At 48.0% G+C, this 22,099-nt stretch carries 20 protein-coding genes; 10 read left to right on the forward strand and 10 right to left on the reverse strand.

What is annotated here, in order from left to right; genetic code table 11:
- Positions 1-90 precede the first annotated feature (90 nt).
- From AC4PM4_RS19135 to AC4PM4_RS19165, 7 genes are all read left to right on the forward strand, one after another.
- The gene (locus AC4PM4_RS19135; protein WP_491614299.1) at positions 91-1,521 is read left to right on the forward strand and encodes a bifunctional metallophosphatase/5'-nucleotidase; all 1,431 of its coding nucleotides are present in this window, start codon (positions 91-93) and stop codon (positions 1,519-1,521) included.
- Positions 1,522-1,590: 69 nt separating this feature from the next.
- Positions 1,591-2,709 (forward strand): HD-GYP domain-containing protein, encoded by a 1,119-nt coding sequence (locus AC4PM4_RS19140; RefSeq protein WP_063564294.1) that lies wholly within the window; start codon positions 1,591-1,593, stop codon positions 2,707-2,709.
- A 223-nt stretch (positions 2,710-2,932) separates the two neighbouring features.
- Positions 2,933-4,069, forward strand: a complete 1,137-nt coding sequence (gene yfkAB / locus AC4PM4_RS19145; protein WP_491614300.1) for a radical SAM/CxCxxxxC motif protein YfkAB — start codon at positions 2,933-2,935, stop codon at positions 4,067-4,069.
- 52 nt (positions 4,070-4,121) lie between these two features.
- Positions 4,122-5,510: a hemolysin family protein gene (locus AC4PM4_RS19150; RefSeq protein WP_491614322.1), complete on the forward strand. Its 1,389-nt coding sequence runs from the start codon at positions 4,122-4,124 to the stop codon at positions 5,508-5,510.
- A gap of 222 nt (positions 5,511-5,732) precedes the next feature.
- Complete coding sequence (locus tag AC4PM4_RS19155; RefSeq protein WP_063564296.1) at positions 5,733-5,972, forward strand: spore coat associated protein CotJA; 240 nt, start codon at positions 5,733-5,735, stop codon at positions 5,970-5,972.
- Positions 5,962-6,237: a spore coat protein CotJB gene (locus AC4PM4_RS19160; RefSeq protein WP_063564297.1), complete on the forward strand. Its 276-nt coding sequence runs from the start codon at positions 5,962-5,964 to the stop codon at positions 6,235-6,237. The genes AC4PM4_RS19155 and AC4PM4_RS19160 overlap by 11 nt, the downstream gene beginning before the upstream one ends.
- A 93-nt stretch (positions 6,238-6,330) precedes the next feature.
- Positions 6,331-6,900: a manganese catalase family protein gene (locus tag AC4PM4_RS19165; RefSeq protein WP_063564298.1), complete on the forward strand. Its 570-nt coding sequence runs from the start codon at positions 6,331-6,333 to the stop codon at positions 6,898-6,900.
- 224 nt (positions 6,901-7,124) lie between these two features.
- On the opposite strand, the gene AC4PM4_RS19170 is transcribed toward AC4PM4_RS19165, so the two are convergent.
- The 4 genes from AC4PM4_RS19170 to AC4PM4_RS19185 all read right to left on the reverse strand — a co-directional run bounded on the left by AC4PM4_RS19170 (position 7,125) and on the right by AC4PM4_RS19185 (position 10,722).
- Complete coding sequence (locus AC4PM4_RS19170) at positions 7,125-8,117, reverse strand: 3-oxoacyl-[acyl-carrier-protein] synthase III C-terminal domain-containing protein (RefSeq protein WP_063564299.1); 993 nt, start codon at positions 8,115-8,117, stop codon at positions 7,125-7,127.
- Between the two features lie 54 nt (positions 8,118-8,171).
- Entirely contained in the window at positions 8,172-8,522 is a 351-nt protein-coding gene (locus AC4PM4_RS19175; protein WP_063564300.1) for a hypothetical protein, read from the reverse strand.
- Positions 8,523-8,708: 186 nt separating this feature from the next.
- Positions 8,709-9,077, reverse strand: coding sequence for a carboxymuconolactone decarboxylase family protein (locus tag AC4PM4_RS19180; protein ID WP_024629113.1), 369 nt, complete (start codon positions 9,075-9,077; stop codon positions 8,709-8,711).
- Positions 9,078-9,090: 13 nt separating this feature from the next.
- On the reverse strand, positions 9,091-10,722 hold the full coding sequence (locus AC4PM4_RS19185) for a thiamine pyrophosphate-binding protein (RefSeq protein ID WP_274570345.1): 1,632 nt from the start codon (positions 10,720-10,722) through the stop codon (positions 9,091-9,093).
- 406 nt (positions 10,723-11,128) lie between these two features.
- Between AC4PM4_RS19185 and AC4PM4_RS19190 the strand changes: the two genes are divergently transcribed.
- On the forward strand, positions 11,129-12,100 hold the full coding sequence (locus AC4PM4_RS19190) for a Gfo/Idh/MocA family protein (RefSeq protein WP_072733986.1): 972 nt from the start codon (positions 11,129-11,131) through the stop codon (positions 12,098-12,100).
- Positions 12,101-12,222: 122 nt separating this feature from the next.
- On the opposite strand, the gene AC4PM4_RS19195 is transcribed toward AC4PM4_RS19190, so the two are convergent.
- Positions 12,223-13,941, reverse strand: a complete 1,719-nt coding sequence (locus AC4PM4_RS19195; RefSeq protein ID WP_274570348.1) for a methyl-accepting chemotaxis protein — start codon at positions 13,939-13,941, stop codon at positions 12,223-12,225.
- 286 nt (positions 13,942-14,227) lie between these two features.
- Between AC4PM4_RS19195 and AC4PM4_RS19200 the strand changes: the two genes are divergently transcribed.
- A complete protein-coding gene (locus tag AC4PM4_RS19200; RefSeq protein WP_064640984.1) occupies positions 14,228-14,914 on the forward strand; it encodes an HAD hydrolase-like protein in 687 nt (228 codons plus the stop codon).
- Between the two features lie 106 nt (positions 14,915-15,020).
- On the opposite strand, the gene AC4PM4_RS19205 is transcribed toward AC4PM4_RS19200, so the two are convergent.
- The 5 genes from AC4PM4_RS19205 to AC4PM4_RS19225 are packed head-to-tail and all read right to left on the reverse strand — an operon-like array spanning position 15,021 to position 21,378.
- Complete coding sequence (locus tag AC4PM4_RS19205) at positions 15,021-16,214, reverse strand: YheC/YheD family endospore coat-associated protein (RefSeq protein WP_063564304.1); 1,194 nt, start codon at positions 16,212-16,214, stop codon at positions 15,021-15,023.
- Between the two features lie 35 nt (positions 16,215-16,249).
- The gene (locus AC4PM4_RS19210) at positions 16,250-17,356 is read right to left on the reverse strand and encodes a YheC/YheD family endospore coat-associated protein (RefSeq protein ID WP_274570508.1); all 1,107 of its coding nucleotides are present in this window, start codon (positions 17,354-17,356) and stop codon (positions 16,250-16,252) included.
- Positions 17,356-18,729, reverse strand: a complete 1,374-nt coding sequence (locus AC4PM4_RS19215; protein ID WP_090954515.1) for a YheC/YheD family endospore coat-associated protein — start codon at positions 18,727-18,729, stop codon at positions 17,356-17,358. The genes AC4PM4_RS19210 and AC4PM4_RS19215 overlap by 1 nt, the downstream gene beginning before the upstream one ends.
- 60 nt (positions 18,730-18,789) lie before the next feature.
- Positions 18,790-19,980, reverse strand: a complete 1,191-nt coding sequence (locus tag AC4PM4_RS19220; RefSeq protein ID WP_274570350.1) for a YheC/YheD family endospore coat-associated protein — start codon at positions 19,978-19,980, stop codon at positions 18,790-18,792.
- 30 nt (positions 19,981-20,010) lie between these two features.
- Positions 20,011-21,378 (reverse strand): YheC/YheD family endospore coat-associated protein, encoded by a 1,368-nt coding sequence (locus tag AC4PM4_RS19225; protein ID WP_063564308.1) that lies wholly within the window; start codon positions 21,376-21,378, stop codon positions 20,011-20,013.
- Positions 21,379-21,658: 280 nt separating this feature from the next.
- Between AC4PM4_RS19225 and AC4PM4_RS19230 the strand changes: the two genes are divergently transcribed.
- Complete coding sequence (locus tag AC4PM4_RS19230; protein WP_024629123.1) at positions 21,659-22,006, forward strand: YlbF/YmcA family competence regulator; 348 nt, start codon at positions 21,659-21,661, stop codon at positions 22,004-22,006.
- Positions 22,007-22,099: the final 93 nt, after the last annotated feature.

Raw genomic sequence — 22,099 nt, forward strand, 5'->3', positions numbered from 1 at the left:
ACCCTATAAATATATCATAACGACGCGGAAAATGTTATGCTTATCCATTAGAGGAATGTACGTTATCGACGATATGAGGGAGGCGGTGTGATGAGCACCAAGAAGGCGCAAACATTAACGATTCTACACACCAATGACATCCATAGTCATTTTGGCTCCATGAGCTCCATCGCCGCCATGATCGGACACGAGAAGGAACAGGCTGGAGAATTTCTGGTAGTGGATATCGGAGATCATATGGACCGGATGGCAGTTGAGACGGAGGGTACCCTGGGGGCAGCCAACGTGGATGTCATTAACCTGACCGGTTATGATGCGGTAACGATCGGAAACAACGAAGGACTAACATTTACATCCGAGCAACTGGCGCAGTCTTACTCTGGACTTCTGTGTCCTGTTGTATGTGGAAATGTTGTGGACCAGGCTACAGGCCTGCCACCAGTCTGGATGAAATCCTCTCTCATTTTGGAGAAGGGGCCTTTTCGCATCGGTTTGCTTGGTGCTACAGCACCCTTTACCGCTTTTTATGAATTGTTGGGTTGGGATGTATTGGACCCGGTAGAGACGCTGCGTGAGCAAGTTGAAGCTTTGCGTCCTCAGGTGGATGTAGTTGTTATATTGTCTCATCTGGGGCTTTCCACAGATCGCAGATTGGCCGAACAGATCCAGGGCATCGATGTCATTCTGGGCGGACATACACATCATGTACTGGAAGAACCATTAATCATTGGTCAGACGGTGCTTGGAGCGGCAGGCAAGTATGGCCAGTGGCTCGGTAAGGTGGTACTGGAGCGGGAATATGAAGCGAATGAACTTACACTGGTGAGCAGCGGCTGTGTTCCGGTCCAGAACATGTTGCTCGAAGAAAGCGTATCGCTGGCTATAGATACACACCGGACGGAAGCTGAGCGTGCGCTGGGCCAAACAGCAGTTATTACGGACAGGACGCTGACCATTGATTACGATCATGAGTCACCGTTTGCGTCATTGCTTGCCCAGGCAGTTCGGCAGTTCACTGGAGCGCAGTTGTCTCTTGTTAACGCCGGGCAGCTCCTTGGAAATCTTCCGCAGGGGAATATCACGAAGGGAATGTTACATTCCCTATGTCCATCTCCCATTAATGCCTGTACAATATGCTTGAATGGAATTCAGATTCGGGAGGCTCTGGAGCAGTCCCTGTTGTCAGAGTTTTCACGTAAACCGATTATCGGGTTTGGATTTCGTGGGGATATTTTAGGAACATTGTGCATGGATGGTATGGATGTGGAGTATGACCCCCATTCGCCTCCATATGAGAAAATCCGTGCCATATATATTGAGGGCGAGCCGGTTCATGATGAACATGAATATGTGGTAGGAACACTCGACATGTTTACCTTTAACGTGGGATATCCGTCCCTTGCTCTTGGAACGGATATATCGTATCGACTTCCTGAATTCATACGTGACCTGCTCGAAACGGAATTAAAAAGGCCTGGGGCGCTGGATGACAGCCTGCGATCCCGTTGGCATAAAATCTAACAAGTACTTGCCTTCTGCTGAAGCGGCGGCTAGTGGAAATTACATCTACGGAGCGGGAGAGGATAGGCTGTGCGTTTAGTACATATAAACCTATTGCAGCCTGGCATGAAGCTGGGGAAACGAATTTATAGTGAAGAGGGTTTGGTTCTGCTCAGTGAGGGAGTGGAGCTGACCAGTCGGTTGATTGGACGTCTGAAGGACCTGGGGATTGGATATGTGTATATTTCGGATGCAGCAACAGAGGATATCATCATTCCGGATATGCTGCAGGAAGAGACCAGGCGCAGAGCGTTAGTTGAGATCAAACAGCAGTTTCAGAGTATGTCGGGTCTCAAAACCAAAAGCCGAATCCCACACTTCGGAAAAGCACTTAGCGGGTTAATGAATACGATTCTGGAGGACATCGGCAGTCAGAAGGAAGCAATGATTATGCTGATGGATATGAACGCCAGTGATTTTGACCTGTATAATCATTCTCTTAATGTATGTGTGTATACGCTGGTTCTTGGTGTGGCATCGGGTTATACCCGCCAGCAATTAATGGAGATTGGTCTGGGTGCCTTGTTACATGATATTGGAAAAACACAGATTGCTCCAGAAATTCTGCACAAGCCTGCCAAATTGAGCGATGAGGAATTTAAAATCATACAGCAGCATACTACATATGGACATCGTATTCTCAAAGACGAACCGGGTATACCGCTCCTTGCTGCCCATTGCGCATTACAACACCATGAACGGATTGATGGCAGCGGCTATCCTTTTGGTTTGAAAGACAAAGAGATTCATGAGTACGCCAAATGGCTAGCTCTTGCCGATTCGTATGATGCGATGACAACCAATCGGGTATATAAACAAGCTTTGCTGCCACATCAAGCTGTGGAAGTATTATACACGGGTTCAGGAACTTTATATGAACAGCGAATGCTGGAGAAGTTCCGTGACTGCGTAGCCATTTATCCCTTAGGTATCTCCGTCACGCTGAGTACAGGGGAGGTCGGGGTTGTTGCAGACATCCATACGCGCATTCCGCAACGACCACGTATTCGTGTTCTCAAGGATGCAGACGGACAGACATTAAGTGCACCCTACGAGATCGATCTGTCTACAGCGTTGTCTGTTATGATTACAGGTGTTGAGGGTGTGGAAGACGCTACGCCAGCTTCAGCGCGTGGCGAATTATTTTGATATCCTGACGTCAAATGGAGAATGGGTCAACGCTCATTTCGTAATATCCGGGCCAGCAAGGCCTTGATATTACGCGGGCGTTTTTTGTCATGTAATGGACAGAGCATGCTCATGCCAGAGCACAGGAAATTGTGCTATGATTAAAGATAACTCCAAAAGTTGCAGACGGGGTATGTTGTAAATAAAACTTTTTAGGTTAATAAAAGGAATAAGGTGAAGAACAATGACCATGCTAAACTCAGGATCGGTAGAACCGATGCCTTTATCGCCGACTAATGATCCTTGGGATCCGATCGGCTCTTTGCGTACATATGGACGCCATGTGCTGACCAGTGTAGAAATGACCGTGACTCATCTGTGCAATATGCGCTGCGAGCATTGTGCGGTAGGAGATATGTTAACGATGCGTGAAGCACCAGCGCTTCCGCTGCCTTTGATGCTTAAAAGGCTGGATGAGGTGGAGCACCTTCAGACCATTAGTCTGACGGGCGGTGAGCCGAGCTTCAGCCAGAAGACTGTGGATGAGATGATCATTCCGCTCCTCAAATATGCCAAGGAACGGGGCATTCGTTCCCAGATCAACTCGAATCTGACGCTGGATTACCGTCGGTACGAGCAGCTTCTGCCTTATCTGGACGTTATGCATATCTCATTCAATTATCTGAATGCCGATGACTTTCACCAAGTGGGGTTTGCCAACAGTGGTAGACCTGTAAAACGGGAAGTCGCGGTGAAGATGTATGAGAAAATGATTGAAAATTCCCAAAAACTCAGTGAAGCGGGCATGTTTATCTCTGCGGAGTCCATGATTAATTTCCGTACTCATGACAAGCTTGAGGGCATTCATCAATTGATCCGTGAGATGGGCTGTGTCCGTCATGAAGTGCATCCGATGTATAATTCGAATTTTGCTTCTTCGCTGCCGGTGCTTTCCCTTGATCATATGAGAGCAGCAATTCATCGTTTGTTAGATGTGCGTGACAAGGATATGTGGATGCTGTTTGGTACACTTCCGTTCTTCGCATGCAGTGCAGCAGAGCAGGATCGCGAACTGATCAACCGCCTGTATAGCGAGCCTAAAGTGACGGTTCGTAATGATCCCGATGGTCGTAACCGCGTTAACGTGAACATGTTCACTGGGAACGTGTATGTTACCGATTTTGCCGACATCCCGGCGTTTGGCAACATTAGTGACCGGAAGCTGGATGACGTATTCCATGAGTGGTCGGCGGAACATCCTTTGAATCAGACAGTGAACTGTCATTGTGATGCTGCTTCTTGCTGCGGTCCGAATCTTCTGGTGGCAGATATGTATTATAAAGGTGTGGATTTCAAATCGAGAAAAGCAATTACACGTTGATATTCCAGGTGTATTCCTGAAATAGAGAGAAAAGGGGAGTTTCGACTTGGGTATTCATACCGAATTTCATCTTGGGCAGTTGGTTTTTAATCTGGTCTGTGTGTTTCTGCTCGTATTTTTGAATGGTGTATTTGTCGCAGCGGAATTTTCTCTGGTCAAAGTTAGACAAACACGCCTGACTCAATTACAGAGTGAAGGGAATAAGTTGGCTGGTTATGCACTGAAGGTGAATGGTAAATTGGATGCCTATCTATCGGCAACCCAGTTCGGAATCACGCTGACATCGCTGGGGCTTGGTTGGCTAGGTGAACCGGCTATTTCCGAATTGCTGGTAGAACCTCTGATGTTCAAGCTTGGTGTAGCGGACACAGGACTTATATCCACGGTATCGGTCATCATTGGTTTCTGTATCATTACGTTCTTGCACATTGTGCTGGGTGAGCTTGCGCCCAAATCTCTGGCAATTCAAAAAACAGACGGAGTGGCTTTGTTGCTATCGGCGCCGTTGCTGTTATTTTATAAAATTTTCTTCCCATTCATCTGGGTACTGAACGTATCAGCCAATGCACTGCTGCGTTTGGCGGGCATCGAACCCGCCAGCGAAGGGGAGGCCCATTCGGAAGATGAGCTTCGCATCTTGATGAAGCAAAGTGCGAAGAGTGGTGTTATCGACAAGGATGAAATCAAACTGATGGATAACATCTTTGATTTCTCCGATATGCTGGCACGTGAAATTATGCTGCCACGTACGGATATGGATTGTCTGTACACTCATATGTCGCTGGAAGAAAACCTGAAAATAATTAATGCAACGAAGCATTCCCGTTACCCTGTAGCTGTTGAGGATAAGGATGAGATTATCGGATTTATCCACATTACCGATCTGCTTCTGGCAGAACCAGACCAGCAGCATGATCTGGCTGCGCTTGTTCGACCAATTCTGAATGTTCCTGAATCCATGGAGATCAGTCATGTACTTCGTCTGATGCAGAAAAAGCACTCCCAGATGACACTGGTGGTTGACGAATATGGCGGCACAGCCGGCCTGCTGACTGCTGAAGAGATTTTGGAAGAGATCGTTGGTGATCTGTATGATGAGTTCGAGGACGAACGTCCGCATATGGAGCGCAGTGGAGAAGCCTTTTCCATCGATGGTCGTTCCCTGATTGAAGAGGTCCATGAATGGACGGGAGCTGTCATCGAGGATGAGGAAGTCGATACGATTGGCGGCTGGCTGTTCAAGGAATTGGAAGGCAGCGCGGTCAAAGGTAAAACACGGGAGCAAAACGGTTATGTCTTTGAAGTGGAAGAATCCACCCGTCTCCGAATTACCCGTGTGAAGGTATATAAGCGACCCGATCCTGAAGAAGATAAGGTGGAAATGGAAGAAAAGGAACCAGGTTCGATGCAGGATGATGATCGTGAACGTAACAGGGACTGAGTATTGATGAAATAATCATTGATGCTTATGCCGCCATATCAAATGAAGTGACCTTTGGACACTGCCCAGCGGGGGAAGTTGTTCGAAGGTCTTTTTTTGCGTTCCGCTAAATATGGGATTAACTTGGGGGACAGCGACATATGGTTATAGAGACGGGAAATGAAAGCTTGTAATGTAGGGATGTCGAATGTACCAAATCAGTGATGAAGGAGGCGTTGTTCTGTGTCAGATCCGCAGCTTCGTGCTTACGCCCCTTTTGTGGGGCCGTTTGATCCATGTCCACCGAAGACGATTCGGACGTACCTGGTTCCTCCGCAATTGTTTATCCCATTTCAGCCGATGGGCTGGCCGCAGTACAGTCCCGCAGAAGCTTTAAGAATTGGAACGTTGTGGCCTGCTTTATACAGTCCTTATACACCTGCGAGCTCGAAGGGAAGGAAGGTGGAAGCAGATGGAACCTGAAGCACCCAAAGCCTGTGATGCAAAATACTATGAGCTGCTGGAGGAACTTCAGGCCCTGGATTTTGTATTGGTTGAGCTGAATCTGTATCTGGACACCCACCCGGGCGACTATCAGAGCATTGAGCAATACAACAAATTCAGCCAGGAGCGGATGAGGGTTGCCCATGAGTTTCAGCAATTGTACGGACCATTGATGAACTTTGGGCATGCTTTCTCCAAATATCCGTGGGAATGGTCCCAGACACCATGGCCTTGGCAAGTGTGAGATAACATCCTCGGGTTTCCTTGCAGTCGTTCCAGGCCGGGAACTCGAGGGATCGTAACAGGTAGGATTTGATTTAAAAGAGGAGGCGTCTGCATGTGGGTGTATGAGAAAAAATTGCAATATCCCGTTCGGGTTAGCAAATGTGATCCTCATATGGCGAAATTGCTGGCGGAACAGTATGGGGGCGCAGACGGAGAACTGGCGGCCGCTCTGCGGTATCTGAACCAGCGGTATACAATTCCGGACAAGATTATCGGGCTGTTGAATGATATAGGGACGGAGGAATTTGCTCATCTTGAGATGATTGCAACAATGATCTACAAGCTGACAAAGGATGCGACTGTGGAGCAACTGGAAGCAGCGGGGCTTGGGCCGAACTATGCACAGCGTGATTCTGCTTTGTTCTATACGAATTCTTCCGGTGTGCCATTTACAGCAGCCTATATTGCCTCGAAGGGAGATCCTATCGCAGATTTGTACGAGGATATTGCAGCGGAAGAGAAGGCACGGGCTACATATCAGTGGTTGATCGATCTTACGGATGACGTGGATCTACAGGACAGTCTCAAGTTTCTGAGAGAACGGGAGATTGTGCATTCCTTGCGTTTTCGTGAGGCCGTAGAGATTCTGAAGGATGATCGGGAGACAAAGAAGATTTTCTGATGAGGACAACATATCAATTCTCATTGCCGTTCTCTGCAAAGGGAGCGGTTTTTGCGATGAAAGGAACGTTTAGAGCATGCTCCTCGTTGGTTTTGAAGTAATGGGAATGGAATGTTATCCAATGTAAGTTATCATTCAAATATAAAATAATAAAAAAGCAGGACCATCCTTTTTTTTTTGTTAAAAAAGGATGGTCCTGCTTTTTGGAATTCCGTGTCAAGCTCTCAGTATTCAACGACCATGGCAACATTTTGCCACCCAGCACCAACGGTCCAGAACAGCACTTTATCACCACGCTGAATTTGGCCGGATGTAATGGCTCGATGTAATGCAATAAACGGACTGCTGGTTGAGGTGTACCCGAACTCGTCTCCGATGTAGACGGCGATATCTTCGCCAATGCCAATGTTTTCGGATACAGCACGTATATTGCCAATGGATAATTGGGAGAAACAAGCGGCTTTGATCTCATCTGCTCCGATTTCGTTACGACTCAGCAAAGTTCGAATCGATTCAGAGGCTGCACCTACACAGATGGAATCATCAAACGGTATGAATTTGACATGGAAGGCTCCTGCGTCAACACCGGTTTGGCCCAGTTTTGCAAGACCTTGTGCCGGGAAAAGAGAATTGCCGTACACACAGGTATCGGTCTGATAGATCGAGTCAATAAACCCGACAGCCTGCTCATTCCGCTCAACAATGACAGCTGCTGCTGCGTCCCCAAAATTCGCGAAGTATACAGGATCATCCGGACTGGCGTGAGGAGCCACGTAATCCGAGCCAATAATCAAAGCACGACGAATTCTGGGATTGCTCATCATCTGACGGCTAACTTGTTCAAAGGCTGCGGTCATGCCCGCACAGTTGGCATTGCTATCAATGCAGATCGTATGGGATGCCCCGTTAATCAGGCGATGAATCATTAAGGAATTCGTAGGAAAGATGTATTCCGGCGTTTGACTTGCATAAGCAATCAGATCGATATCGGCACCGGTGAGTCCGGTCTTTTCGAGCAAATTACTGGCGGCCTCAAAGGCCATGCTTAGTGAGTTCTCATCATCGTTGTCAATTTTGTAACGTGTATCACGCCCAAGTGCCTTTAACAATCCCCGAATATCTACACCTCTTGCATCAAAATGTTCAATATAAAAGTCATTGCCCACCTTGTTCGTTGGATGATAGATATCGATATCTACAATACGAATTCCAGCCATCTTCATTCTCCTTCTGAGCGGATGGGTGAACCCTCAGCTTGTCCGCCTGGTTTATTAGGTCGTAACCGTGGAGATGATCTCAAGATTTTCCAGTCCGACAGACCGTCCAAGACGGGACAGCTGCATTTTCAGAATGGCATTATTCTCAAGCGTCAACACCACTTTTTTATATTCATCTTTTTTGAACATCTGCAGGCAGCCCTCGAGAAGAGGCACAATTTCCGGAGCGGTAACATTCAACTTTTTGCAATCAATATTCAGCTCATACTCCTTGGTGTTAATCGGAGCGATCGTGTCCTGATATGCCGAGATGGAACGTAAACCGTCTTCTTGAGAGAAAGAGCCCTCCAGTTCAATGTTCAACACCTTGTTCGGAACGTCAGTATTCAGTATAAAACTTCCCATGATTGTTATCTCTCCTTTAAATGAGTTAAGGCTATCCCGCTCACCAAGACATAGGCCTTGAGGCCCTCGCTGAATGCTTCTGAGATGTAGGCGGATTCGAAGGATAATTTAACCATATTATAAAGGTAGAGATGTAATAAGATCAATAAAAAAGTCGAATCGTGTATAAAAATGTAGAAGAGTGAATTATTGGATTTCATCCAGTGTAGCGAGCAATATATTAAAAGCACTGATGATCCGCGGTGCTCCAACACAAGGTGCCAGATGCAGCAAAATTCCTTTGAGCTGATCTACAGTTACACCGACACTTAGCGCCATCGTATAATGAACCCCCAACTGCTCATACTGCCCTTGTGAGATCAGTGAGGAGATAATCGCAACTTCCTTCCATTGATCGGTAATGGTGGTACGTTGAAAAATATCACCGTAAGCCGTTCCCATAATAAATTCGGCGAGCTCAGGGAACTGATCCTTAATGGGTGCCAATGCTTTTGCACCATATTCACCCGAAAGCTTTGCAAAACGCTCCAATCCTTGAGTCACTTGTTCACTCATGCCTATGTTCCTCCTAATTCAAAGTCACGGTACGGTGAGCCGTGGGTGGAATCTCGTCGCGATCGGTAAGAAGCTCAATTACAGTAACTTGGTTCAGCTGCTGCGCGGTCTGTAGAGCAGATGTGAATTCGGCCCGTGTTTCCGCCCGGAAAGCAACAGCGCCGAGAGACTCCGCAAACTTTGCCGCATCCACGGGAACCTCGTACAAGGTGCCATCGATTCGGCCTGTTGTTTTTTCCATGCCTTTCAGTGCCATATCCAGCTGTTTATTGTTCACGACGATGAAGATGACATGCAGATTGTTGCATACAGCAGTGTTAATCTCGGTTCCAAGCATCATGAAGCATCCGTCACCTGTAATGCATACGATGGTTTCTTCCGGTGCGGCAGTCTTGGCCCCAATAGCCATGCCGATGGCATTACCCATGCAGGCAAAGTAGGCGTCAAACACAAAGCTGCCGGGTTTCTTGACTTTATATCGTTGAACGGCATGAAAACCATGACTACCATCATCTACAAACAGCTTATGATCATATGGAAGCAGTTCACTCATTTCTTCCAGCACGGATGCCAGGGACAGGTTCGGCAGATCCGGGAGAGGTACGGTGTAATCTACAGTTGTCGTTTCTTTTGGAACAATAGGTTGTTCTGTCAGTGTACCGAGCAAAAACTGCAGGTTGTCCTTCAAGTCTCCGGTGATATGTAAGGTTTGAGCGTTAAGTATTTTACCAACGAATGTAGGATCAGCGTCGAATTGAATCAGATGTGCAGGATGGTTCTCAGGCTTCAAATTACAGATCGTCATATCACTTAGACGTGAACCGAGTACGATATAGAGATCACTTTGATTCAGTAGTTCATCTGCATGAGGGAAGCCACCAACACCGCAGGGCCCACGATATAGGGGATGATCCCAAGCAATGGCACCTTTTCCGCCAGGAGAAGTAATGACAGGAATATTGAAATGTTCGGCAAAATGGAGCAATTCATCATGGGCTCTGGCGCGGCTGACGCCTTTGCCTGCAATAATTAAAGGATGACTGGACTGTTGAAGTAAGGGGAGGATACGATTCAAGTTGGATACGCTAATCAGGGGTTCTGGCTCCGGGATGAAAACCCGAAAGTCAGCAAGCTGTTCGGTTTGTACATCAAAAGGAAGACAGAGATGGACGGGCCCTTTGTTGGGACCGAGTGCAATGGAAAGGGCGTGATTCAATATGGTGCTGAAATGATCACCACGCTCCACCAGTTTGCTGAATAGCGTGGCAGGACGGAACATCTCCGCCAGATCAGCCAAGTAGGAAGAAGAGTCCTGACATTGCGGAAGCCCCAATTCCTGAATGGATTGATGACCCGTAATAAACAGGACGGGCAAATTATTGGCCTTGGCATGGGCTGCAGCGGTGAGCAAGTTGGTTCCGCCCGGACCAGAAGTGGCGAAGGCCACACCCAGTTTCCCTGTTTGGAGGGCATAACCCGATGCGGCAAAGCCTGAACTGGATTCATGGCGACCTGGAATGAATTCCAAACCGTAATCGACCATTTTCAGGACAGCAGGACAGATGGATTTTCCGATAATACCAAAGACATGAGTAACGCCTAAATTACGCAGAGCTTCTGCCAAATAGTCCGCAACTGTTCTCATGCGGGACACCTCGCTTCATAAAATAGGTTTTTGGACCCACAGGTCAAGTTCCATTTTTGGAGTGTATGTCGTTGTCTAAGGTTGTAAAAGGAAATAAATCCTTGTTAATAGGAAGAGTAGCTTTTTTTGTGGTTTTTTGTCAACCGCTTTTATGAGTATAAGTTCCTGATTCTTAGGTTGGAAACGCTTAATGTCTTGTCCCATATGAGAAAATAAATTAGTTATATATTCCTGCAACGAATTACCTATAAACAAGATTTATAGAATTAAATGTAAAATAATATATAATATGATGTATTTTTTTGTGTAGATCAAATTAGAAGCGTATGCTTTCCATTTCGTATCCGTGCAAGGATTGGCAATATTATGCTTTCTGTTATACTGAAATTCGATGGGAGTGAGTTGAATGACAACGATAAAAATGGCCGTAATTGGTCTGGGCAAAATGGGAATACATATGATACATCAGGCAACAGAGGCAGAACTATCCGAAAAAGTAGAGATTGTAGCAGTGTGCGATTCCAGTGAGGAAAATTTGACATCGTTTGCTTCCTCGCATCCGGAGACGAAGACGTATATGGATTTCAAGCAATTGCTCGACACACATCCGGTTGATCTGCTGTACATAGCAGTTCCACCTAAATATCATTATCCAGTCGTTATGGAGGCATTAAAGCGCAAGATTCATGTATTCTGTGAGAAGCCACTGGCCAATAGCGTGGAGGAAGCTAGAGCAATGCTCGAGGCAGCCGAGAAGGCTGGTGTAGTACATGCAATTCATTTCTCCATGCCGCATGAACCATCAGTAGTGAAATTGCAAGAGCTGATTCGTCAGGAAACGATTGGTGAGATTCGCAAAATCGATCTGATTCTGCAATTCCCTCAGTGGCCACGAGCGTGGCAGCAAAATGCCTGGATTACCAGCCGCGAGCAGGGCGGATTCATTCTTGAAGTGGGAATCCACTGGATTCATATGATCCAAAATGTGTTTGGTGCTATCCGTGTGATTAACAGTGAGGTTCAATTTCCTCAAAATACAGGTGAATGTGAACATGAAGTTCAGGCCGCGATGGAGCTAGAGGATGGAACCCGAATTCAATTAAATGGGATTGCTCATTTTGCAGGTGAAGAGCGTGTATCCATGGTGGTTTACGGTACAGAAGGAACGATTGCCTTGGAAAACTGGGACCAACTATGGAGTGGGCGCATCGGAGAGCCGCTTGTTCCCGTCGAAGTGGATGAATCCTTAAGCCAGCTGCCTGTACTTAAACACGTCATTGCCCGTATTCAAGGCCAACCTGCCAAAATATACGATTTCAACGATGGCTATCATGCACAGCTTGTCCTTGAAGCGCTGCGTAATCCGGATCAATCCTGATCGAAAAAGGTACTGAGCTAGAAAAGGATTCGTGTTAAATGTTCTTTCATTTTGAAAAAAAGAAGCAGATCCCTATAGAGTAGGATCTGCTTCTTTGTGTTATCTGGGACTGATCAATAGGGTCAGGACAGCTTGAATCGGTTAACCAATTGATCAAGCGCATCTGACATTTCGTTCAATTGCTTGGACGTATCCGCCATTTCCTGTAACGACGCAAGCTGCTCCTCGGTCATAGCCGATACTTCCTCCGTGGCAGATGCGGTGTCCTCTACAACGGCTGATACTTCGTTAATGGATGTCATTACTGCTTCGCTGCCTGTGGTGAGCTCTTCAACCACAGCGGATACATCCAGCATCTCAGCGCTGAGGTCTTGAATGTGCTGCGTAATATTCGCAAAGGCTTGGCCCGCGTCTTCAATCGTCTGTAAGCCTTCGCTGACATGCTGTGTACTGCCTTCGACTTCATGAACGGTGCTCTGTATACCAGCTACGACCGTCTCCAGAATGCTTGTAATTTCTTTGGCAGAGGTGGCGCTTTGATCTGCCAGATTCCGAATTTCGCCAGCGACTACAGCGAATCCGCGTCCATTCTCCCCTGCACGCGCCGCTTCAATTCCGGCATTGAGCGCGAGTAGATTCGTTTGTCTTGCAATGCCTGACATGGAATCGGCAATGTTGATGACCTGATCGGACATTTTGGATATTTCATGAATGGCTCCCTGAACAGACAGGAAGGATTGTTCGATGGTCCCCATTTTGCCAACCGCATTATTAATTCGCTGCTGTCCATCGAGTGCAATGGACTCTGTGCGTACAGCGCGTTCAGCAGCCTCCGATGCGGAGCCAGCAACCCGGTTGAGTCCGGTCAGGGATTGTTCCATGGCGGCAACCATCGTCTGTGTAAGTGCAACTTGCTCATCTGCGCCTTCGGCCACACGTTCCATGGCTGCGGCAACCTCTTTTCCAGCCAGATGACTGTCGGACACGCCTTTGTCCAGCCGGTCTGATGCGGCGTTCAGGGTGGTAGCGTTGCTTTGGACGTCCAGCATCATCTGCTGCAAACCAAGGAGCATCGTATTGGCTGCCTCCGCAAGTTCCCGCGTTTCATCCTTCATCGGCGTGGCAATGCGCAGTGTCAGATCGCCATTGGAGGAGCCGATGTCATTCAGCGCGCGGATTACTGTTCGGATGTTTTTTACAATGGAACGGGATAGAATCAAGGCTGCAAAGATCGAGATCAAGGCCACAACGATAAGCGCTCCGTAAAGCTCCCAGTTCAAAATTTTGTTCTTTTGCTTCAGCGCTTCGGTGCGATTTTCAGTCAACGCCAGCTCATTGGTGCGAAATGTATTCAATAAACCGCGAATCTCATCCATATCCTTCTTGCCGGGGTCCTCCACAAAAAATTGCCTGATCGCCGCCATATCATTCGCTTTTCGAAGCGCAATAACCGGTTCGCCAGCGATCTGAATCCAGTCATCCATTTTAGCCGAGATTTCTTCAAGAAGTGCCTGCTGTGCCGGGTTATCCGAGACAAGCACCGCAAGCTGATCCTTGAGTATATTCTTCTGTTGAACGCCTGTGTTATAAGGGTCCAGGTAGTTTTCTTGTCCTGTAATTACATAACCTCGTTGTCCTGTCTCCATGTTCACCATAATATTTTCAATCTCATAGGTTAGATCATGTACCTTCATATCGTGATCCACCAGAAAGTCCAGTTCTCGTTGCAACTGGCTGATACTGTTTTGAATCAATAAAATAGAGCCAGCGAGCACCGCGAGTACGAGCAAATAACCTAAACCAATCTTATAAAAAATTTTGAAGGTCCTGTGCTTTTTCATGTTTGTTATGCCTCTCCTTGGGGTATATGTATTTGTCGAAAAAACTTGAACAATAGCTATTATAGTCCTTTAGGTGTGGTGTCTAAAGAACTATTTTCAGTATTATACTTAAAGGATGTTTACTTGTATATAGTTTGTTTAATTTAAGTATAATGTTTGTGGATTTTGTATGGCGTCGACGATACAGATGTTTTACATTGCGCGGTTTACACTGCCAAACGTTTATGTTTATCATGGAAGGGGAACGATTCCGAATACATATCCCAATCCGAAAGGAACATTGGACATGACAAAAGAGACGGTATTGCGTAAACCGGAAGCGATGATTTTTGATATGGATGGTACTTTGTTTCAGACGGAAACTCTGTTGTTGCCAGCCTATCATCAGCTGTTTGATACATTGCGGGCCGAAGGGCATTTTGAGGGAGAGACTCCTCCTGAAGAACGAATGCTGGGAAGCCTGGGGATGTTGCTAGAGGATATATGGAAAGTAGTTATGCCCGAAGCTTCAGTTGCGGCCCATCGACGTGCAGACGAATTGCTGCTTCAGTTGGAGATTGAAGGGTTGGATGGGGGAAGCTCGCAGCTGTACCCACAAGTAAAAGAGACGCTGAAAGCGTTGAAAGAACAGGGTGTGCGGTTGTTTGTCGCCAGCAACGGGCTGGAGGACTATGTCAAAGGCGTGGCCTTTGCCCATGAGATTATGCCGCTCTTTGAAGGCGTGTATAGTGCTGGACAGTACAAGACCCCTTCCAAAGTTAACTTGGTTCAGATCCTGCTTGAGAAGCATCGGATTCAGGATGCATGGATGGTAGGGGATCGCTCTTCGGATGTGGAGGCAGGCAAAATGAATAACCAGACCGTCATCGGCTGTGCCTATGCAGGATTCGGACGGGACGAAGAACTGGCAGGATCAGATGTACTGATCTCTGATTTTACGGAACTGCTTCGTTTGTATCGGGAAGCCGAGTAGAACAAAACCCAAAAAAACGACCACCCCTAGTCCATTCGGACATTGGAGTGGTCGGTTTTTTAGTTCAAGGAGGATTTGGTTCACTACCAATGAAGTCTGACGGTCATCACCGGGATCCTCTGGTTCTTTTGAGGGTGGCGGATTTACCTTTTACGCGTTTGACCGGTTTAGTTACCTTCACCCCCCGAGGGGGACGAATTGTATTTGCATGATTGCGGTACACCCACAAGGCGTACTCCAATGGTTGGGTGATCGCTTTGGAATAGATATCATTCTCACCAATGCGGGCAAACACCTCACGCGCAGGCTTTGGATTCACTTCAAGCAGATAGATGTGCCCGCTCTTGTCAATCGCCAAATCGAGAGCCAATTCACACAAGTTGCCATAGGTGTTTTCCAGAAACGTAGCTACATCAATCCCGAATTTCTCGGCCGTTGCGTAAATTTCTGTTCGCTGCTTCTCATCCGTGATCCATTGTTTCATCAGTTTGTGCATCGCTATGGCCTGACCACCACCATGCAGATTAGAGGTAACACTTTTCTCCGCACCCATCCGTCCGGCACATCCGGTCAATTCCCACTGTCCTTCGCCGTTCTTCTGGACCAGCATTCGATAATCATGAACACGGCCATTCGGAAGCTGGAGTTGAATCCCCTGTTGAACCAGATATTTGTCTTTCATATTCCAGTTCTGGAGAAGTGAACCCAAGCGTGACAGATGGACTTTACGCGGGGTGATGATCCGCCGCTTCTGGTCCCGTCCTTGTACGAGAACTGTATTGGCCTCGCTGCCACTGCGTTCAATGCGGAGAATTCCGCGCCCTCCGGTTCCATTAATGGGCTTCAGGTAGAGCAGGGAGGAGGCCTTCAGCATTCGATTGACGTCGGACATATCCTGATACAGAAAAGTGTCGGGCAAATGCTCACGAAAGGCTGATTTCGCCGAGAGTGTCTGATGGATGGTCCACTTATTACGCAATGGGCGGTTGAGAAAGAGCAAGTGACCATACCTTTGCCGAAAGGCAAGCAGCTGCTGGAATCTGCGATTGCGCTGTATGCGGCAACGGTCGAAGATGATATCCGGGAATGAACGCCATTCCCGGGACCAGCCTTTTCCTGAATGAAAGACCATGGCCTCAATCTGTTTGCCTCCTGGATGTACATCGGCAGGTGTGAACACATATATATCGAGTCCCCGCTTGCGCCCTTCAAGGATCATTCTGCGGTATATGCTCCGTTCTTCCAGAGCGCGATGTTCATTTAAGTACAACGTCATAATGCCCAGAACAGGTGAGGACACAAACAATCACCTTCTTTTGCTGTTATTCCTGTTCATCATCGTTTGGACTGACGGGCAAGGTAGGCGCTGTACTGAAAAATACGTTCCAGTGACTTCCGCCGAATCTGCGGTTCATCGAACTTCATCGGCTTTGCATTCGCTTCAAAGAACCAGATCTCGCCCAGATCGTCAATGCCCAGGTCCATGGACATCTCACCGAGCGTATGCCCTGAGCCTCGTTCCACTTGTCTCGCGATCAACAATGAAGTGGACTTCACCCGCTTCATCAGTGTATTCGACATTTCTTCCCCGAAGAGATCGGTGAGCAGCTTCTCCGGGTCCTCCACCGTACCTCCACGCGGAACGTGGGTGGTAATGCTTCGGGAGCCAGCGAGACGGGCGCCAACACCGGTTACGCTCCACTGTCCCTTGCCGTTTTTCTGCACGAGTACCCTGAGATCGAATGGGCGCTTGTGAGATGACGCCAGCTCAATACCCTGTTGCATGATATAGGGCGTGTGTCCGGTCTCCTTGCGAATTCTTGCCCATAACTTGGAAAGGGTTGCTGCTTTGTACGTGGTGCTTTTTCGGGTACTCTGTATTTTAAGTCGGTAAGGAAGACGTTCTTTTTCCTGGAACTTGAGCATCATGATGCCTTTGCCGGCCTTGCCGCTCTCTGGTTTCAGATATAGGTAGGGATGTGATCGCAGCACCGTCCCGAGAGCAGTTGCTGTTCGCATCCGGCGAGTATGGGGGACCAGCTGCTGGGTGGATTTGGATTTCTTAAGCCATTCGAACAGATTCCATTTATTGAAAAAAAACGGGTTATACAGTTCGATTCCAGAATGCATGCATTCTTCAATTTTTCGCTGTACTGAAGATTTGCGTTCATCTTCCCGGTTGGGAATCCGATTGTAGAGTACATGGGGAAGGGGGAAGGACTGTGAAGTCCATCTCCCACTCCCATTGTTGTAAGTGTATCCTTTTACGGTGGGGCCGCTCACGTTTAAATCTCTTACAGTCACGACGTACACCACATATCCCATATTTTCGCCCGTCTGCACAATATCCAGGAAGTTTTGATGGTTTCCTCTGAACATCCGTTGATCATCATGCATGGTCAGGATAGCAATAACGGGTCTAAAATCATCCTGCAAGCTCATCAAATGCCGTCTTTCTTCCGGAATTTGCTCAAATACAGGCAATGTTCCAGGATGTGCTCCACTGATGATTTTCCTTCCAGCCGCAGCGAAGGGTGACGGAAAATGGAGCGGCCGGGTTTGGCGTTCGCTTCGAACATCCATACATGTTCCTCCTGATCAATGCCCAGATCAAAGCCAATCTCACCAATCAGATGCTGGTGCTGGGTTTCAATCGCCTGGGCCAGTGTAATAGCGACAGATTTGGCATGCTGAAGCACTTCTCCAGAGCGGTCACCAAAGTTTCGTTTGAGTGCCTGCTCAGGTGTCATCAGGGAGCCGCCGTTTTTGATATGTGTGGTTACACTGCCGCGACCAGCTTTTTTGGCGCCGATGCCAACGACGACCCATTGATTGTTGCCATTCTTGTGCATGTGAAAACGAAAATCAATGGGGCATTCGTCAATCTCAATAAGCCGGATGCCTTGTTGAACAACATAACCGCGAAGTTGTTTGCCATGTCTGCCTTGAAGCATGCGCATCAGGCTGTTAAATGAGCCGAAGCGCAGAAGTGCGTTGCCGCTTTTTTTGCGATATCGGGCAAAATATCCACGTTTGGGAGAGTAGGTCAATCGATAGATACCGTTGCCCAGACTTCCCGCTGTTGGTTTGTAATAGACAAACTGATGGCGTTCCAGCATTTCTTTCATCTGCTCTACCGTCGGGTTGGTGATGGACTCAGGTATATATCTCCCTGCTGCCGGGTCATTCTCCAGCAAATTGTAGATATCTGATTTGTTAAAGAAACTCCAGTTAAAGAAAGGGATTTTGCGGCGAATGAATCGCTCCCGCAGTTGGTTGATCGCTGGTGAGAAGTCAGAGCGGCGGCTGGGTAACCGATTATACACGACGTCTGGCAGAGGTACGGTTTTGCGACTGAAGCTTCCATTGTCGTTAAGGAAAAAACCGGATACCGTTTCGTTCTGCCAGTTGATATCTCTTGGAGTGAACGCATAAATATAGGATTTACGGCTGCCTTCGCGAAGCAACTGCTTGATAAAACCGGTACGGGAACCAAACGGATTGGAGCCAGACGAAGGTCCGTCAGACAGCACGCCAATCAGTGGACCCAACTGGACTTCATCGTTCTGCAAGTTGCGGAGGTAGATGCTGCCCCGTTTCGGAACGTTCATCAGATTGCGTATGCCAGAAGCGAGATAGAGATGTTTGCCAGCCTTTTTGATCGGTTTGATGGTTGCGGGCACCCTGTCACGACCAAACCGCAGATGAATCGTTTTTTTGCCGGTTAGATTTAGGCTTTTCATTAATGCGTTGGATACATAAACCACTTTATCCGGTTGCTGTGTGAAATGCAGATTGCAAAAGGTCAAACTCATGATTTATCCTCCTATCCTGAAAAGATCCTTCGGCTCCATGGCAGCGGGGCGCTGCGTGCCTCAACCGCCGTGAATCGGGATGGGTTTCAGGCCAGCTGTGCTGGATGTATTCGGCATTTTCATTGGACGCTTCACGTCCGTGAGAACATGTTGTTGCAGCAAATAACGGGCATAGGCAAGCGGCTGGGTGTAGGTCAGACTGTGCATACGGGGGTCAACCGCCTCTGCGAATGAGGAACGTCCCGGTCTCGAATTCACTTCGATCAGCCAGAGGCGACCCTGAACATCTGCTCCGAAATCAAGACCCAGTTCGGCCAGTCTGCCAAATTGGCTTTCCAACAGGGTAGGGATGCGGGCAGCAGCCTGCCTGATCTTCTCCAGCAGAGTGCTGGTTTGCTTGCTCCCATATCGTTCCAGCAGATAAGGATGCACAGGGTACGCCTTTCCCCCTCCATGCAAATTGGAAGTGAGTGAGCCAGCCGGCCCTTCCCGTACCATACATCCGGTTAGAGACCAGCGTCCTTGCCCATTTTTTTGCATCAAGGCCCTAATGTCGAATGGTCGTCCGTGATGACTCAGTTCCAGGTACGGCTGTAAGATCATCTTTTTACCGGCCTTGTGTGAATCCAGCCAGGCAGAGACATCCTGGCGATGCTCAAATGTACGGTGAATCAATTCATTGCGAGTATTTCTGCCCTCCATAATCCAGGAGGTGTGGTGATCTTCGCGATAAAGGCGAAACGTATCTTTACCATGGGTGCCCGATACAGGTTTGAAGAAAATGCCTTTCGGCCAGCGCTCTAGCCATTTCTCCCATCGGGTATCCGACTGAAGAAGTGTCGTAGGCGCAAGAAGAGCACGCAGTCTTATATCAGTAGACAAAGCGCGATATACCTTCCATTTACCAGGCAAGGAAGCAGACCAGTAACGACCGTGGTGTCCGTTGCCTGAGGAAACTAGCTGCTGAAGCTGCTGTTTGAATGTTCTGGGAAGTGGCAGCAGACAGCGGTCCATGATTAGGTCCACAGCAGGAAGAGGCACGATGTTCCATTCTCCTCTGTCAAATACATAGCCCTGTGTGAGCCGAGATACGCTGGGGTTATTCGCTACGGCCAGCACAATGATATTTAGGCCGTAACGGTCGCTTTCCAAACTGAGACGACGACAGAAGAGTTCATCCACGAAAGGAGGCGAGCCTTCTGTTGCCCGAACCAGGATGGCTAGTGTGTTTGTCTGATGTTGCAGGAACATGCCGCTGCACCTCCTCTAATGGATGACTCTTCAGAATCCGGCCAGATAGGTGGAGTATTCCAGCATCGCTTTGACCGAAGGCCGGATTTTGCTCTCGCTAAGTGGCGTATTATCGTTCTTGGATGGTTTGGAGTTTACTTCAAGCAGCCAGACCCTTCCGCTGGTGTCCAAGGCAAGGTCGATGCCGAGTTCACCGAAATGGGCGGGGATGGCACCTTCAATGCCTTTGGCGATATCCAGCGCCGCCGTATGCAATCCTGCATACGCAGAAGCTTTGGCTGATGAGGATAATTGGGTTTTGGCTACAGCTTCCTTGACGGTGCTGAGACTTCCACCTCGTGCCAGGTTGGATACATAGTGACTGCCGCCTGCAATACGTGCGACGATGGAAGTGACACTCCATTTGCCCGTACGGTTTTTTTGCACAAGCGCACGGAAGTCTACGGGTCTGCCGCTGTTATCAATCAGGGAAAGACCCTGTTGGATCTGGTAGCGCGTTGTTTTCATTTTCCCAGACAGACTGGCATACAGTTTATCCAGAGAAGCATACGTTTGTTTTCGGGTCCCCCCAACGCTTGTAGCGAGGGTGAGGAAGCTGCCGTCGCTTTGACGAGAGACCCGGATGATACCTTTGCCAAGCGACCCGCGAACAGGCTTCAGAAAGACAACCGGATATCGATTGCACATCGTTTTGAGTGTGGCGGAAGCTTTGAGCAAATGGGATTCGGGTAGTACCCTCTTCAGTGTTGAAATGGACTTCAAGGCATCGAATACTTCATTTTTGTCCAGAAACTTTTCGTTGAAGGTTTGTGTACCGTAGAGCGATTTTACTTCTTTCATAAAATGCTGTACGCTAGGTTTGTTCTCAAGCTTACGGGACGTCAGCCGGTTATTGACGACGTCTGCTATAGGCAGAACGGTCTTTTTCCAGCCGTCATCATACACCCAGCCTTTCATATAACCCGTTACCGCTCCAATATCCTCCGGTGTGAAAAAGGATACATAGGCGCCCTTCTTCCGGCAGGCGTTCACCAGTTCTTGACAGAACATCGTGATGGAGCCAAAGGGCCGATCGGGCTGATCGGGGTAATCCTGGCTGACCAATACACTGATGTAGGGTCCAAGACGCAAAGTACGGCTGGTTGAACGATAAGATATGCTCAGGACCGAACGGGAAACAAGGCCGGTCTTGCTGGCTACCGTCTGATTGATGCGCAGACCGTCATACCTGGGAACAGGGATGACAGTAACTTCACGGCGGAAAGAGCCGAATTGCAGCTGAAGCGGCCTTCCCGAAGGGATTTTAAGCGCCTTGAGCAGCCCTTCACCGAGCATGATGACGTCGTCCTGCAGGATGCCCGAGCCGGTAACCTGAATCGTTACTTTTTTAGTGGACATCACGGATCTCCTTCCGGGCGGCAACTTGATGTCTGATCTCGAAGTTGAACGGCATCTGAACATGGCATGTGCTTCATCATATGAGGACATATAACCCTTGGTGATTGACCCATTTGGATTAAATGCATTTGATGTTCGGTAGGTAATGGATGGCATGTTTCCGCAACCTTTGTTTGACGGAAGTGAAATACGTGTATTAACACGGGTGAACGTTGCGATGAGAATGCGAATGAATACGAATGAATAACAGAAGAACAACCCAATTTGAGGAGGAATTATAGTGAACATTTATGACAAAGCCAATGATTTGGCCAAAGCACTGAGAGAAAGCAGCGAGGTGGAAGAAATTACTTCTGCGATGAAGCTGATCGAAGTAGATCCGGAAGCAAAGGCTATGCTGGATAATTTTCGTGATCAACAGATGGAATTGCAACAACGTATGATGAGTGGGGATATGCCTGCACCGGACGAAATGGAGAAAATGGAGAAACTGTTCGAAGTATTGAGCCTGAACCTGAATATCCGTCGTCTGTTTGACGCTGAACGTCGCCTGAGTGTCATTATCGAAGACGTGAACAAAATTATTGCAGACAGCCTGGGTCATCTGTACGGTGGCGCTGAAGCCTAAACCTAAACCTAAACCTAAACCTAAACCTTGTCCCGTTTTTTTGCCTGAACCTCTCATATTAGCTCCTTATCGTTCATAGACTAGACATATAGA

It is taken from the genome of Paenibacillus sp. MDV22-iso6 (genome assembly GCF_058408365.1).

What these genes read in the sequence shown, in the direction of transcription:
- AC4PM4_RS19135 (WP_491614299.1), top strand. Translation starts at nt 91, where the DNA reads ATGAGCACCAAGAAGGCGCAAACATTAACGATTCTACACACCAATGAC.
- yfkAB (WP_491614300.1), top strand. Translation starts at nt 2,933, where the DNA reads ATGACCATGCTAAACTCAGGATCGGTAGAACCGATGCCTTTATCGCCG.
- AC4PM4_RS19160 (WP_063564297.1), top strand. Translation starts at nt 5,962, where the DNA reads ATGGAACCTGAAGCACCCAAAGCCTGTGATGCAAAATACTATGAGCTG.
- AC4PM4_RS19165 (WP_063564298.1), top strand. Translation starts at nt 6,331, where the DNA reads ATGTGGGTGTATGAGAAAAAATTGCAATATCCCGTTCGGGTTAGCAAA.
- AC4PM4_RS19170 (WP_063564299.1), bottom strand. Translation starts at nt 8,117, where the DNA reads ATGGCTGGAATTCGTATTGTAGATATCGATATCTATCATCCAACGAAC.
- AC4PM4_RS19175 (WP_063564300.1), bottom strand. Translation starts at nt 8,522, where the DNA reads ATGGGAAGTTTTATACTGAATACTGACGTTCCGAACAAGGTGTTGAAC.
- AC4PM4_RS19180 (WP_024629113.1), bottom strand. Translation starts at nt 9,077, where the DNA reads ATGAGTGAACAAGTGACTCAAGGATTGGAGCGTTTTGCAAAGCTTTCG.
- AC4PM4_RS19185 (WP_274570345.1), bottom strand. Translation starts at nt 10,722, where the DNA reads ATGAGAACAGTTGCGGACTATTTGGCAGAAGCTCTGCGTAATTTAGGC.
- AC4PM4_RS19190 (WP_072733986.1), top strand. Translation starts at nt 11,129, where the DNA reads ATGACAACGATAAAAATGGCCGTAATTGGTCTGGGCAAAATGGGAATA.
- AC4PM4_RS19195 (WP_274570348.1), bottom strand. Translation starts at nt 13,941, where the DNA reads ATGAAAAAGCACAGGACCTTCAAAATTTTTTATAAGATTGGTTTAGGT.
- AC4PM4_RS19200 (WP_064640984.1), top strand. Translation starts at nt 14,228, where the DNA reads ATGACAAAAGAGACGGTATTGCGTAAACCGGAAGCGATGATTTTTGAT.
- AC4PM4_RS19210 (WP_274570508.1), bottom strand. Translation starts at nt 17,356, where the DNA reads ATGAGCTTGCAGGATGATTTTAGACCCGTTATTGCTATCCTGACCATG.
- AC4PM4_RS19215 (WP_090954515.1), bottom strand. Translation starts at nt 18,729, where the DNA reads ATGAGTTTGACCTTTTGCAATCTGCATTTCACACAGCAACCGGATAAA.
- AC4PM4_RS19220 (WP_274570350.1), bottom strand. Translation starts at nt 19,980, where the DNA reads ATGTTCCTGCAACATCAGACAAACACACTAGCCATCCTGGTTCGGGCA.
- AC4PM4_RS19225 (WP_063564308.1), bottom strand. Translation starts at nt 21,378, where the DNA reads ATGTCCACTAAAAAAGTAACGATTCAGGTTACCGGCTCGGGCATCCTG.